Source organism: Moraxella lacunata, assembly GCF_900453205.1.
In the GTDB taxonomy this organism is placed as follows: Bacteria; Pseudomonadota; Gammaproteobacteria; order Pseudomonadales; family Moraxellaceae; genus Moraxella; species Moraxella lacunata_B.
Genome location: NZ_UGQU01000003.1, coordinates 506,172 through 519,059, shown reverse-complemented (window position 1 = coordinate 519,059; position 12,888 = coordinate 506,172). Strand labels below are relative to the sequence as shown.

The window sequence follows — 12,888 nt, the reverse complement described above, 5'->3', positions numbered from 1 at the left end:
CACAAAAAACACCGCTCAAAATGATTTTGGGCGGTGTTTTATTGGGGTTTAAATGGGTTTTAATACTCTATAAACTGGCAAAATCTAGGGTGATTTGTTGGTATTTACCGTCATTGTCTCGCTCATAGACACGGATATACTCCTTAGATGAAACAACTTGGATGGCGTCCGAGATGGCATCCATCGCTTGTAGCCATTTCTCATCATTGATGTCAAGACTGCGTAGCGACAGCACTCGGCGGGTGTTAATCTTACCCTCTTTGTCCACGTCAAAGGCATTATTGATGATGGCTTTGATTTTGTCATCTGAGCCTTGTGTCCACTCATTTAGACACTCATCAATGAGTGATTTGGCGACTTGCAGACGCTCATCAAAGACGATGTTGTCTTGGACAGCCATTTGCACTTTGTATTTGCCATCAAAACTCATCAAGGCAACATTGCCCTTTTGCCCACCAATCTTGGTATCATACTCACGGGCAGACAGCTCCACAAAGTCATAAAAATTGCTAAACATGATGTCTTTAACACCAATCATCTGACTTCTTAGCTCTTTGGCACGGCTGATGATGTCTTGGACAACGTCATCACGCAGCCTGTCAATCTCTTTGACAGCCGATAACGGCACATAATGCCCTTTGGCGTTCATTACATAGCCCTCAGGGGCGGTTTGGGTGTTTGGGGTTGGGTTGGTCATAACATTCTCCGTGGGTTGGGGTGGTTAAATAAAACGTGTCAAAGCAATGATAAGATGTATCACGTGTAGCACGATAAAGAATAACAGCCAGTTTGCTTGTCTGTCTTGGCGTGCCAGTACGTCCGTCATCTGTCTGTCTAGACGCTCCAAGCTCTGACGGCGACCTTGTTCTTTTAGCCATTCATCCAGCTTGCTCGCTTCTCTTTGCTTGTGTGGGCGTGGGGCTAGGGGTGATTGATGGGCACTGGACTGATAAGTGCCTGATTGATAAGCGTTAGGTTTCATGGGCTCTCCTTGATTAATTGGTCTTTGACAGCTTGCCGCAGACACGCATAAGCGACAAGCAATCCAAGCTTAAAGGCAGATACTTGCAGACGACCCTGTAACGCCACAGGTTCATCATCTAGCATGACGGTTATCTTCTCTTGCATGTCTAACATGCTCTCAATGTCTTGCCACGTTTGGGTTAATAGGTTGATGGGGTGGTTCATGTTATCTCTCATGTCAAAATCAAAAAATCAAAAAGTCAAAAAGTCAAAAAAGGTTGAGCTGTGCCTTACCTTCTGTCATCTCTTTTAAGATGTCGTAGGCTCGGCGTTCTGTGATGCCAAAGGCAGGGGCGGTCTCTTGTATCGCTCTGTGCTGTGATGTACCCGTCTCCATGCACGCCAAGATAGCACCAACCAGAGCTTGATTCCTTAGATACACACGCAGGGCATCGCAGTTGTTGATGTACAATTTCTCGCCACGATAGCGGTCAATCAGCACCTCTGCGACATCTGCCCCCAACTCACGCACCAGCCATTTGCCATTTTTGGTGTCGGTGCTGTGTGGCATCTCAAACGACAATCCACCAAACTTATCCACCAGCCTCAAAGTCGCTGTCAGCCCAATCAGACAAACCAGCTCTTTGATTTGCTCTGGTAGCATATCGATTACGGTGTCGGTGTGTGTCATGGTATGTATATCTACTTTCATCATCTACCCCTGCTTGTATTTGCTAAATTTTCTGCTACAATATTGGCAAGGGTTCGTCTGCCCTGTCTGCCCAAGTCTGCCAACTTGGGTTTTTATTTGCCTGCCGTTTGGCTGTCGCTATTGGCATGGCGTTTTTGATACACCGCCAGAGCCTGCACGACTTTGTACATCTTTTGGGCGTCCAGCCAATGCACCATGTCCACACCAAACATATTTTTAGCCATGCCGTGAGCATAGTGCCAATGCAGGTTCATATCAGTAAGCATTGCCTCGATTTTAGAGAGCATCGCCTCACGGTCTGGAGTGGTGGTGGGTTTACGCCCATGTTTGGGAGTCACCTTTTGCCAGCTTTGTTTGACTTTAAAGCCAAGCCGTTTGAAGTCTTGAATGACTTTTTTAAGTTCGTTTAAAGTCATGTCTTTACAGCTATTTTTGCCAGTAACACGGATTAGGACATCACAATAAGTGGCATCGTCCATACACAAATCTTTTTTGGCGATATGGATTTTGGCGATGAGTGTGCGTTTTTCCTTAGTGGTCATCTTCTAATATCTCCAAAGCTCTTTTTAAGTCTGCAATACAAACCGTTTTGTCAAGGACACCTGTGTCGCCCAGTTTCCACGAGTAATGCGTGCAGTCTTTTGGACAGTTGGCAACAATATCTTTTGACCGTTCAAGTCCGTGGATATTGACTAATGTTTGTGCTTCGTCTTTATTCATCGCATTGCTCCCAAAAAGAGTAGAATAACCCAGCTTTCCAGTCGTAGAACGCTTGCTCTATTTCATCTGTACTCACATCATTAGCAAACTCAACAACTTTGCTGTATTCTTTGTTTCCAACATAGACGGTAAATTTGATTTTCATTGTCTACACCTTACCCAATCAATGTCAGTCCCACCGCATTTATCATCTCATCACTAATCGGCTTATTGGAGCGTTTGGCGGTCAGATTGACAGTGCGAATCAGTTTAGATAGACGGCGGGCATTGCCTTGACACGCCTTGACTAGGGCGGTGTTATGCTCATCTGTACCCAGTAAGTGCGTGGCAAGTGTACCGACATCATCGGCAGTCAGCTCACGCCCCAAATCATGCACAAAACCCACACGGCTATACAACTGCTTGTATTCACCGCTTTTGCCTTTTAGGTTTGCCACAAGTCTAGGCATACCTGCCAATACCACGCCCACGCCCGTCATGTCATGGATACGGCGGATGATTTCTAGGCATTTGTAGGACAACAGCTCCGCCTCGTCTATGATAATCAGGCGTTCTGAGTCTTTGAGTTTGGCTTTAATCGCACTTAGGTTGTCATGGTTGCTACGGCTAGGGACAACGCCTAGGGCGTGGCATAGTTGTACAAGCAAGATTTTTGGGCTAAATGTCGGCTCGCTCTCAATGAGTATCACGCCCTTGATTTTCTCAGAATACTCTTTGATTGCCATGGTCTTGCCAAGCCCTGCCTCGCCAATCACAAGGCGAATGTCGCCAAGCGTGTGAGCGTCTTCGCAGACGGACAGGGTTTTGCGTGCCGATTTAGTCAGCACAAAGCCCGTCTTAATATCCACCTTACGGCTGTTGGCACGTTCAATGAGTTCACACACTTTTTTGTCAAGCTTTGCCACATCACCGTCATAGACACCGCTCAGATATTGGCTTACCGTGGCGGACGACACGCCCAGCATGGTTGCCAGTTTGGATTGGGGTAGGTTTTGGCTGTCTTTAAATTGTTGTAAAAGTTCACGACTCATGGTGTTTCCTTAAAAGGTTATTAAAAGTTGTTTAAAAGGGGTTAAATCGCCTTTTGGCGGTCGTCCCAATCAAGCTCGGCATAAAATTCAAAGCCGTTATCATCGTCATCTTTGACTTCCACCCAGTGTCCGTCAATGACTTCGCCAGTAAGCTCAAGCAGTTGCTCTTTGGCATCAATGATAGCCTTGCCATGTCGTTGCTGTTCAAGCTGTTTGACTTGGTTCTCTTTGCGTTTTATCGCACGGTCAAGTCGTCTGTGGTCAGCTTGCTCTAGTAGGTCAAGCGGTATGGCGGGGGTGCTATTGCCCTCCAAGATTGCCGTGCAGATGTACACGCCATCTTTATCACGCACCGCCATCTCTGCCACGCTGTCATCATTGGCATATAGATAGACCTTTTTGCCGTGCCAATCCACGAGTGCCTGTGAAAAATAAAAACGGTTGTCATGACGTACCCACCCACGAGACACCGTCCGCTCCACCACAGCCACCGCCAGCTCTCTTAGGTCAAGCTCAGAGAGCCACACACGCTCACTACCATGTTTTTTGTCAAGCTCGGCACGTTTTTGGGCGGGGGTCATACCGATAGAGCTGTGTTTGCGGACGTTGTTATACTCATCTATCAAAGCCTCTACCACCATTTTTAGCTCACTCATGGTTGGTGTTATCTCCGCCCCTTTGCGTTGCAGTGGGGTCATCTCGCCAGTTACTTTGCCGTCCATGTTCGCCTTGTTATGGGCGATTTTGGCTTGTAGCCTTTTTCTGACGGTATCGGGGTCGGCATCTTTACCGTGATAGGTTTCAAAAGACTGGGCGACACGTTTTGGCACCTCTTTCATCAAGCGTTCGATGATACCCCGACCTTGTGGATTGCCGGGAATGCCTGTCAAATGGGTTATGCCAAGCCGTGCAAACACGCCCACCACTTCATCGCTTAGCATGACGTTTTTCTCACCCCTGCCGTTATCGCTATAATGCACAGCATTCACGCCATGCCTTGCCCACGCATACCGCAAGGCAGACAGCACCGCCATACCGCTTTCGCTATACGACAAGCTATAACCCACGATATATCGGCTAGGAGCGTCAATGATGAGTGTAATCTCAGGCATGACCGCCTGCCCTGATTTGTGGTGCTTGACCGAGCATTTTAGAACTATGATCATCACTTACCCAGATGTGGTTATTGGCATAGCCCTCATCGTTCCAGTCTCGGCGGATATAGCTGTCTATCTCTTTGAGTTTTGAGCCTGTAATCCGACCCCGTTCACGCTCCAAGGGCGGTATGCGTTTGAGCATGGCTCTAACCTGTGTTAGACTAGGCAAGCCCAAATCCGTGCCATGTGCTTTGATATGCTCATATCGCCACAGCTCATAGCACCGAGACACGGACAAGCCGTTGGGGTTACGATAGATTTTTAAAAAAATCGGGGAGCCACAAAGCCGACAACACATTCATCTTTGAGCGACCTTGCTTATTTGGACTCATGACCGCAAGCACCTCACTGGCACTACCACATCGGCGAGCTTCTAGCACCCACTCATGGAGCTTTCGCACACCCACGCCTGTCTTGTCGGTGCGAGCTTTGGCATTTTCGCAGACGGTGTTATAGTCAGTTGTCCCCTCTATGGGCAACGCCCCGATACGAGACAGCTTATTGACATGCTTAATGGCTTTATCCTGCGTGCCAAGCTCATCAGCATAACACTCCACCAGCATTGCCATCAGCACTCGGCTATCAGCGATACGTCTTTGTTTGTGGTTTAGGCTATCAATGTCTCGCTCGCCACGCACCATCACAGCTTTTGGGATATCGGCAACCATAAGAGCTTTTAACTCACGGGCTTTGATTTCTGTTTGTACCTTTTTAGGCAGACCATCAAAGGCATATTCAAGACCACCGCCTTTTGCTGACCGTTTTCGGTTTTCCCAACATTCTTTTTTCGCACGATAGATGACACCTGCTTTCGTATTTGGTATAATAGATAAGTTCAAGTCTGCCAACTCTTGTGCTGAATACCATTTTTCCATAACTTTTTACTCTTTTTGGTTAAATGGGTTACGCGTAACGACTGGGCCAGATGTCCTGTGGCTCAACGCCCATTGCCCCCCGCAATGATACGTTCCGCCTTAGGATATGGACGATACAAGGCATTTCTCAGACAACCACGAGACAGCCCGTGTTTTTCTGAGAGTGCCGACATATTTGTGCCGACTTTTTTAAGTCCAGCAACAATATCAGCTTGATGCCAATCTTGAAGCTCACCCATTGAGCTTTTTTGTTGGCTTGGTAGTGTACGCATTCGCTTACTCCTTTCAGTTATCAAAATTGCTTACCGAATGCGGACATTATAACCGTAAAGAAAATTTTAAAAAGTAATATTTTTTACAGTTAAAAATATCTAACCGTAAAAAGGTAAATACTATGAACAGAGCAAAAATTGGGGTAAGACTAACCCAAGCTAGAGAGAAGGCAGGTCTAGCTAGGGCAGAAGTTGCCAAAGCGGTAAATATTGGCACAACCACGCTCCAACAGTGGGAAGTGGGCAATAGAGAAGCCTCAATAGAGACCTTAGAACAGCTCGCCAAGCTATACCACGTCAGCCCCCAGCACCTGATATTTGGCACAGACAGCGATAGTGTGCCTACACCCATAGCCGACAGCTCGGCAGATGATGACTACTATTACGTTCCTTTTTATAGAGACATCATCGCCAGTGCTGGTGGTGGCAAGTTCAGCGATGGCGTCATCGGCACAGACGACTTCTTGGCGTTCCGCAAAGACTGGATAAACCGCACATCCCTGACCGCCAAAGACCTTGTGGCACTTAATACAGACGGCGACAGTATGCTTCCTACGATACCTGAAAACGCCACCATTCTTGTGGATAAGTCCAAAAACATCGCCAAAGACGGTAGGATTTATGTGGTACGCATTGATGATAGACTGTATGTCAAGCGTACACAGTGGATACCTACGGGCGGACTTCGCCTCATCAGTGATAACAGTACCTATGAGAGCTTTGACATCTCACGTCAGGAGCTGGCGCACGGCAACATACAAGTATATGGGCAGGTCGTCCACATCAGCTACGACTTACCCCACTAGCCCCTGATACCCCCACAAAAAAAGCGACCCATTTAAGGTCGCTTTTAAAATTGTTTAAACGTCGTTTAAACGCCTATCAAATATGCACATATTTTTATCATTTTTCTATCATTTTTCTATCATTTTTCTATCATTTTTCTATCATTTTTCTATCATTTCTCATCATTTTTTATCAAGTTGTTTTTGCATATTCTTGACCGCCCACCTGCCCACAGCTTAGGTGCATCAATGGCTTGGGCTTGGTTTGCCCTCTGGTCTGGTCTATGCAGGTTTAATTAGTCCCCCATAGGTTTTGTTTTATTATAAACGATTTTGTTTTATTATAGAATATTATGCAAGAATCCCACCCCTTATCCCCATTTGCCCCACCCAATGCCAAAGTGCTGATGCTTGGCAGTTTTCCGCCACCGCCTAATCGCTGGGCGATGAATTTTTATTATCCCAATTTAAATAATGACATGTGGCGGATTATGGGACTGGTGTTTTTTGATGATAAAGATTATTTTATTGACGGTAAACGATTTAAAGAAGAAGTTTTAAAAAATTTTTTAAACAAACAAGGCATTGCCATTTATGACACCGCCAAAATCGTCATTCGTGAAAATAATAATGCGTCCGATAAATTTTTAACCATTATCCAAAAATCCGACATTGAAGGCTTATTATCCGTCTTACCCGAGTGCAATCATATCATCACCACAGGCGAAAAGGCGAGTGAGATTTTATTGTCCGATTTTGATATTAAAATACCCAAAGTTGGACAATCGGTAAATTTAACATTTAACAATAAAATTGTTATTTTGCACCGCCTACCGTCATCATCACGGGCATATCCGCTTGCCCTTGATAAAAAGGTACAGTTTTATCGGGCGGTGTTTGATAAGATAGGTTTGATAAGAGGGTGCAAGTAGATTAACCCATCCCCAACCCTTTTTCAATCTGTAACGCCAACTCAATCATGGCTTGCCCCACCACGTCTTTTTGCTTGGCGTACTCACTGTCCGACAGCGACACCGCAATGCCCAGTCGCACCCCATCTTGACTGCGAATATAAGTCCCCACACACGTCATGCCAAGCCGTAGCTGACCATCATCCAAGGATAAACGAGTGCTTTTGACCTTATCAAGCTCCGCTTTTAGCCCATCAAAATCCACCACCCCCTTATCCGTCAAGGGAGCAGGGAACGTCTCATACATGGCAAGCACCCTATCAAAGGGCGTTTGGCTTAAAATCGCCTTGCCCGTTGCCGAGAATACCGCAGGCACACGCACCCCACGGCGAAACGCAAAATCAATGGCACTACTGCCCTGATGACTGCTCAAAAACACCGTCTCACCCCGATCAAAATCCAACGTAGACAGCGTAATCGTATAAGGCGTAAGCGTCTCAAAACCCACCGCCAATTCATGAAACAGTGCCACCACACCCCGCTCCACTTCAAAACGCCCCGCCCAATACAATAGATAAGAACCTAGGCTGAACAGATGATTATTATCCTTGTGCAATACGCCTTTGCTGGTTAGGGCTTGTAGGATATTGTGCGTGGTAGAACGAGCTAGTGATAACTCTCTGGCAATGGTCGCTGACGAAACAGGCGTGGGGCTTGTGGTAATAAAATCCAAAATCTCAAACGCCTTTTCTAAGGCAGGGACATTGGCGATCTTGGGAGTTTGGTCGGTCATGGTAGCTCTCGTGGTGTGATTATCGTGGCATGATTTTATTTTTAACAAAATCACTTGTCTAAACGGATAAATGGTGCTAATATTGTACTGTATTTTGAACATTTATTCAATATATAGAACAATCTAACCGCCATTTGGCAAGGAGTTTTTATGAAATTATCCAACCCCACATTATTCCACGAACACGCACTCATCAATAACACATGGCAATCCACCAAATCCGCCAACACCATAGACGTGTTTAACCCCTTTAATGATGAAAAAATCGGCACTATCCCCGATTTGTCCGCCGATGAAGTGGCAGAAGCCATCGGTTTTGCCGATGACGCCCAAAAATCATGGGCAAGCCTAACCGCCAATGAACGAGCAGTCATTTTACACCGTTGGGCGGATTTGATTGATGAACATCGTGAAGACTTAGCCATCATCATGACCACAGAACAAGGCAAGCCCTTAAAAGAGTCTCGTGGGGAGATTGGCTATGCCAACAGCTTTATCCGTTTTTTTGCCGATGAAGCCAAACGGGCGTATGGAGACGTGATACCCAGCTCGAACGCCAACTTACGCTATGTGGTGCTAAAACAGCCCGTGGGTGTGTGTGCCAGTATCACGCCGTGGAACTTTCCGTCAGCGATGATTACCCGTAAAGTCGCCCCCGCCCTAGCGTCAGGGTGCGTGATGATTGTCAAGCCTGATAGCCAAACACCCTTTTCCGCCCTTGCCTTGGGCGAGCTTGCCATTCAAGCAGGCATTCCTAAGGGTGTTTTGCAAATCGTAACAGGGCAAGCGGACGTTATCGGGGGCGTACTCACGTCCGATGAGCGTATTAAAAAACTCTCCTTTACAGGCTCTACTCGGGTCGGCAAACTGCTCATGGAGCAATGTGCCAGCACGGTCAAAAAGCTCTCCTTGGAGCTTGGCGGTAACGCTCCTTTTATTGTGTTTGACGATGCCGACATTGATAAGGCGGTCAAGGGGGCGATAGCGTCCAAATATCGCAACGCAGGGCAGACGTGCGTGTGTGCCAACCGCATATATGTTCATCAAACGATAAAAGATGAATTCATTGCCAAATTTACCAAAGAAGTTGGTGACTTACACGTTGGTGACGGACTGTCAGATGACACGGACATCGGCTGTCTTATCAATGACACCGCCGTGCAAAAAACCCAAAAACTACTCCAAGATGCCCTAGATAAAGGAGCAACACTCATCACAGGGGGTAAATCTCACCCCACGCACGCACGCTGTTTTTTACCAACAATCATCACGGACATCACAGACGACATGGACATCGCTCACGAAGAGATTTTTGCTCCGATTGCTCCGATTTTTGTGTTTGATGATGAACAAGAGGTCATCAACCATGCCAATAATACCCCTTATGGTTTGGCGTCCTATTTTTACACCCAAAGCCACGCACGAGCATGGCGAGTAAGTGAAGCCTTAGAATACGGGATGGTCGCCCAAAATACAGGACTACTCTCTACCGAAGTCGCTCCGTTTGGTGGGGTTAAGCAGTCAGGGTTTGGGCGTGAAGGCTCAAAATACGGCTTGGATGAATATCTTACCACAAAGTACTGGTGCATGGATGTAAGTTGATTAAATATTATGCAATCAAATCCCTAAAAACGCTGATTTTTAGGGATTTTACTTTATCTTGATATTTTTACAAAAACCGCCATTGTATCACGATGACGGTTTGGTATTTTAACCTTACTGATTAATCACATCCACCCCCTTAGGCGGGGTAAAGCTAAACTGACCGGCAGGAATGCTTTTATTGATATTAATATTGCTAAAACGAATCGATGTGGTCTGTCCGATACTATCATTTAGCACCATCATCACAGGCTTACCACCATTAAAACTGATGGACAAATCTCTAAAATTAGCCGAGCTTGATTTGGGTTTTAGGACATAGTAGTTTTTGCCTTTGCTTGGCTGACTGACAGTAAAATTGCGTGTGATTTGATTAGGGTCGCCTGACAATAACAAGGCAGGTGCATCCCCGACTTGGTTATTTACCGACTGCTTGGTAACTTGTTGCAAGTCCTTATCATATACCCACATGGTACTGCCATTTGCCACGATGAGCTGTTCTGACGGTGATTTGGTGTCCCAGCGGAATTTGTTGCCACGCTCTAGTGCCATGCTACCGCTAAAACTTTGGCTTTTACCGCCTGCTTTGGTCGTTTGTGAGAAATTGGCAGTCATTGATTTGGTGTTTTTAAGCAGGTTATTTAAATTGGTCACTGCCGTGTCATTGGCATGAGCGGTCAACGCCGTCATGGGAAGTAGAGTCAATGCCAATGTGCTTAGGGCGATTTTTGTATTCATAATAACTCCAAATAATAAAATGGTTGGTTTTAATGCCTTGTGCCACTTTTTATGACTTTTTTAAAACTGATTAAAATTGATTGTCCTATAAAATCATCAAACAGCCATTAAAAGCTCTTAAAAAGCCATCAATGCAATTTAAGGCACTCTTGGAAAGTGGGGTTATTGTGCCACGTTTTTATGTTGCAATCTAGCCTAGTTTTGCAAAAAATTTGGGGGCAATGTTGCGTTTATGTGGCTAATTTTTGGCTAAACTTGATAATCATGCCGTGATTTTATCAATTTTGGCTTGTTTTTATCATTTTTATCAAAACTTTTGCCATTTTACCAAAATCATCGGTTAAATCAAATGTCAGCAACCACCAACTTTTAAATGATTTTAAATAATGTTAAATAAATGCCAATCAGGAATATTCATTGAAATTTCACTCAAATACTGGTAACATAAGCCCCCATTTTAATCATTTTAAAAAGACGGTGTTTTATGTATCTTAATCACAACCACACCTTACGCCCCATTCATCTGCGTTTGACGGGCGAGATTGTGGAACATTTGGAAAAAGTCAAGGGCGAGCACGGCTTTGAGTGCATTCAACCACTCATTCGCTTTTATATTCGTCAAGGGCTTGACCGTGATAATTCCGAATACTCTCTTAGTGATGATGTTGCCTTTATTAACGAGCTCAAAGAACAAGGCGTCAGCGAGCAGTTAATAGAAAAAGCCTTGGAAAATGTCTGTAAAAAAGCTGACCAATAACTTTAATCAGCTTTAATCAGCCATCATAAGCAGTTGAATAAACGGTTGTTTTTTTTTGGCGATTAATTGTTGCTTATTTGTTACAATAATTTTGTTGTTTTAAACAAGAAATCATGGTAGTATTTTATAGAATACAAATGTATTTTAAAAATACCTGTATCGCCCAATATTTATCTGCTTATGGAGTATTGATGATGAAGTTAAAATCATTATTTATCGTTTTGATTGCGACCAGTGCCATCGGTTTTTCTACCAACGTTTCTGCCAAAGTAGGTCCTGCCTATAACGGCGGTGGCTCATACGGATATGCTTGCACTCACCAAACCAATGGTAATGTACTACTACGTTCAGGTCCTGGTCAGAACTATAAAGTTCTAGCCCGCATGCCTAACGGCAGTGATGTTAATATCATTGGCGAACGCAACTCTAATGGCTGGGTGTGGTACAAAGTTAAATTCGGTCGCAGTGTCGGCTGGGCTCGCTCAGATTATATTTGCAGTTAATCCATGATGTTTAAAAGACGAGCGATGCATTTTTTGCATTGCTCGTTTTGCAATCTGATTCAATCATTTTTATTTTTATTTGGGTATTTTAAAAACCCACAACAATCCACTTAGTAATGGTAATCCAATAATGAATGATTTAGGTAATTTTATGAAAAAACGCACAAGAGATTTATTGATTGGTGCAGGGCTTTTGGGGATTGGCACGGTTGGTGCAATTGCGATGTTTGCAAACAACCAATCAGGCTCGGGGTATATCGCAAGCCCAAGCAAAAACACCGTTCACGTCATCAGTCAACCCACTAACCCTACCGCCATTGCCGACCAAAGTGGGCGGTCTTATACAGGGTATAACCAAAACCAACAAGGTTATCATCAAAATCAGCCACAGCAAGGGATAAACCAAGGTCCTGCCTATCAAGTAGAGCAAGGCAATTTTAACACGCCAACACCCCAATATGATACCAATACCACAGGCTCGATATGTGCCCCCGAAGCCCTAAAAGTGGGTATCAAGCATTTTAGATATGCCGATGCCGACCCCAGTGACCTTGTACCTAGTGGTTATGGCAGTGACCCAAAATTTAAGATTCATCGTGCCGCCAAGCCTGCCTTACAAGAGATGATTAAGGCGGCTCGTGCTGACGGGGTTACGCTAACCCCTGGCTCTATCTTACGCACATCAAGCCGTCAAGCCCAAATCGTTGCCAATAAGAAAAAACAAGGACAAAGTGCCAAGCAAATCTATCATACATCCTCACACCCCGGCTATTCTGAACATCATACAGGGCTTGCGGTGGACTTCTCACCGATTGACCACAGCTTTGCCAAAACAGCAGGATATCGCTGGTTACAACAACATGCTCATGAGTACGGTTTTTACCAAACTTTCACCCCCGACTATTCTAGATATAGTGGCGTTTCTGAAGAGTCGTGGCACTGGCGTTTTGAAGGCAAAAACAAAGAGTTCTCTTATGTCTTTGCCGATAGTATCAATCGTCGCTGTTAATGGTTTGTTAAATGTATAAAAATAAAGCAGTTTTGGGACTGCTTTATTTTTGTGATTTGT

At 45.0% G+C, this 12,888-nt stretch carries 20 protein-coding genes; 6 read left to right on the top strand and 14 right to left on the bottom strand.

Features of this window, described 5'->3' with window-relative positions; translation table 11 throughout:
- Nucleotides 1–67: 67 nt before the first annotated feature.
- From DX073_RS11570 to DX073_RS11525, 12 genes are all read right to left on the bottom strand, one after another.
- A complete protein-coding gene (locus DX073_RS11570; RefSeq protein ID WP_115008183.1) occupies nt 68–697 on the bottom strand; it encodes a DUF3164 family protein in 630 nt (209 codons plus the stop codon).
- Between the two features lie 24 nt (nt 698–721).
- A complete protein-coding gene (locus DX073_RS11565; RefSeq protein WP_115008182.1) occupies nt 722–982 on the bottom strand; it encodes a hypothetical protein in 261 nt (86 codons plus the stop codon).
- Nucleotides 979–1,188 carry a hypothetical protein gene (locus DX073_RS11560; RefSeq protein ID WP_115008181.1) on the bottom strand — a complete coding sequence of 70 codons (210 nt, stop codon included), beginning with the start codon at nt 1,186–1,188 and terminating at the stop codon, nt 979–981. Before DX073_RS11560 ends, DX073_RS11565 begins: the two co-directional genes overlap by 4 nt.
- A 43-nt stretch (nt 1,189–1,231) precedes the next feature.
- Nucleotides 1,232–1,678: a hypothetical protein gene (locus tag DX073_RS11555; protein ID WP_115008180.1), complete on the bottom strand. Its 447-nt coding sequence runs from the start codon at nt 1,676–1,678 to the stop codon at nt 1,232–1,234.
- An 89-nt stretch (nt 1,679–1,767) separates the two neighbouring features.
- Nucleotides 1,768–2,217: a gp16 family protein gene (locus DX073_RS11550; protein ID WP_115008179.1), complete on the bottom strand. Its 450-nt coding sequence runs from the start codon at nt 2,215–2,217 to the stop codon at nt 1,768–1,770.
- Nucleotides 2,207–2,395 (bottom strand): hypothetical protein, encoded by a 189-nt coding sequence (locus tag DX073_RS11545; RefSeq protein ID WP_115008178.1) that lies wholly within the window; start codon nt 2,393–2,395, stop codon nt 2,207–2,209. Before DX073_RS11545 ends, DX073_RS11550 begins: the two co-directional genes overlap by 11 nt.
- Complete coding sequence (locus DX073_RS14370) at nt 2,388–2,540, bottom strand: hypothetical protein (RefSeq protein ID WP_181814441.1); 153 nt, start codon at nt 2,538–2,540, stop codon at nt 2,388–2,390. The genes DX073_RS11545 and DX073_RS14370 overlap by 8 nt, the downstream gene beginning before the upstream one ends.
- A 10-nt stretch (nt 2,541–2,550) precedes the next feature.
- Nucleotides 2,551–3,426: an AAA family ATPase gene (locus DX073_RS11540; protein WP_115008177.1), complete on the bottom strand. Its 876-nt coding sequence runs from the start codon at nt 3,424–3,426 to the stop codon at nt 2,551–2,553.
- Nucleotides 3,427–3,467: 41 nt separating this feature from the next.
- Nucleotides 3,468–4,592, bottom strand: a complete 1,125-nt coding sequence (locus tag DX073_RS11535) for a Mu transposase C-terminal domain-containing protein (RefSeq protein WP_115008176.1) — start codon at nt 4,590–4,592, stop codon at nt 3,468–3,470.
- Nucleotides 4,531–4,815: a hypothetical protein gene (locus DX073_RS14125; RefSeq protein ID WP_147279730.1), complete on the bottom strand. Its 285-nt coding sequence runs from the start codon at nt 4,813–4,815 to the stop codon at nt 4,531–4,533. Before DX073_RS14125 ends, DX073_RS11535 begins: the two co-directional genes overlap by 62 nt.
- A 16-nt stretch (nt 4,816–4,831) precedes the next feature.
- A complete protein-coding gene (locus DX073_RS11530; RefSeq protein WP_115008175.1) occupies nt 4,832–5,458 on the bottom strand; it encodes a DNA-binding protein in 627 nt (208 codons plus the stop codon).
- A 62-nt stretch (nt 5,459–5,520) separates the two neighbouring features.
- A complete protein-coding gene (locus DX073_RS11525; protein ID WP_220186748.1) occupies nt 5,521–5,730 on the bottom strand; it encodes a helix-turn-helix domain-containing protein in 210 nt (69 codons plus the stop codon).
- A gap of 122 nt (nt 5,731–5,852) precedes the next feature.
- Between DX073_RS11525 and DX073_RS11520 the strand changes: the two genes are divergently transcribed.
- Both DX073_RS11520 and DX073_RS11515 read left to right on the top strand, forming a co-directional pair.
- Nucleotides 5,853–6,536, top strand: a complete 684-nt coding sequence (locus tag DX073_RS11520) for an XRE family transcriptional regulator (RefSeq protein ID WP_115008174.1) — start codon at nt 5,853–5,855, stop codon at nt 6,534–6,536.
- 332 nt (nt 6,537–6,868) lie between these two features.
- Nucleotides 6,869–7,447, top strand: coding sequence for a uracil-DNA glycosylase family protein (locus DX073_RS11515; RefSeq protein ID WP_115008173.1), 579 nt, complete (start codon nt 6,869–6,871; stop codon nt 7,445–7,447).
- Between the two features lies 1 nt (nt 7,448).
- Here DX073_RS11515 and DX073_RS11510 read toward each other — a convergent pair whose 3' ends face one another.
- Nucleotides 7,449–8,219: an IclR family transcriptional regulator gene (locus DX073_RS11510; protein ID WP_115008349.1), complete on the bottom strand. Its 771-nt coding sequence runs from the start codon at nt 8,217–8,219 to the stop codon at nt 7,449–7,451.
- A 150-nt stretch (nt 8,220–8,369) separates the two neighbouring features.
- On the opposite strand from DX073_RS11510, the gene DX073_RS11505 reads away from it, so the two are divergent.
- On the top strand, nt 8,370–9,821 hold the full coding sequence (locus DX073_RS11505) for an NAD-dependent succinate-semialdehyde dehydrogenase (RefSeq protein ID WP_115008172.1): 1,452 nt from the start codon (nt 8,370–8,372) through the stop codon (nt 9,819–9,821).
- A gap of 114 nt (nt 9,822–9,935) precedes the next feature.
- On the opposite strand, the gene lolA is transcribed toward DX073_RS11505, so the two are convergent.
- Complete coding sequence (gene lolA / locus DX073_RS11500) at nt 9,936–10,559, bottom strand: outer membrane lipoprotein periplasmic chaperone LolA (RefSeq protein ID WP_079324433.1); 624 nt, start codon at nt 10,557–10,559, stop codon at nt 9,936–9,938.
- A 484-nt stretch (nt 10,560–11,043) separates the two neighbouring features.
- Here lolA and DX073_RS11495 point away from each other — a divergent pair, with 484 nt between their 5' ends.
- The 3 genes from DX073_RS11495 to DX073_RS11485 all read left to right on the top strand — a co-directional run bounded on the left by DX073_RS11495 (nt 11,044) and on the right by DX073_RS11485 (nt 12,828).
- Nucleotides 11,044–11,316, top strand: coding sequence for a hypothetical protein (locus DX073_RS11495; protein WP_029102250.1), 273 nt, complete (start codon nt 11,044–11,046; stop codon nt 11,314–11,316).
- A 137-nt stretch (nt 11,317–11,453) separates the two neighbouring features.
- Complete coding sequence (locus DX073_RS11490) at nt 11,454–11,819, top strand: SH3 domain-containing protein (RefSeq protein WP_181814440.1); 366 nt, start codon at nt 11,454–11,456, stop codon at nt 11,817–11,819.
- 151 nt (nt 11,820–11,970) lie between these two features.
- Complete coding sequence (locus DX073_RS11485; protein ID WP_181814439.1) at nt 11,971–12,828, top strand: M15 family metallopeptidase; 858 nt, start codon at nt 11,971–11,973, stop codon at nt 12,826–12,828.
- Nucleotides 12,829–12,888 lie beyond the last annotated feature (60 nt).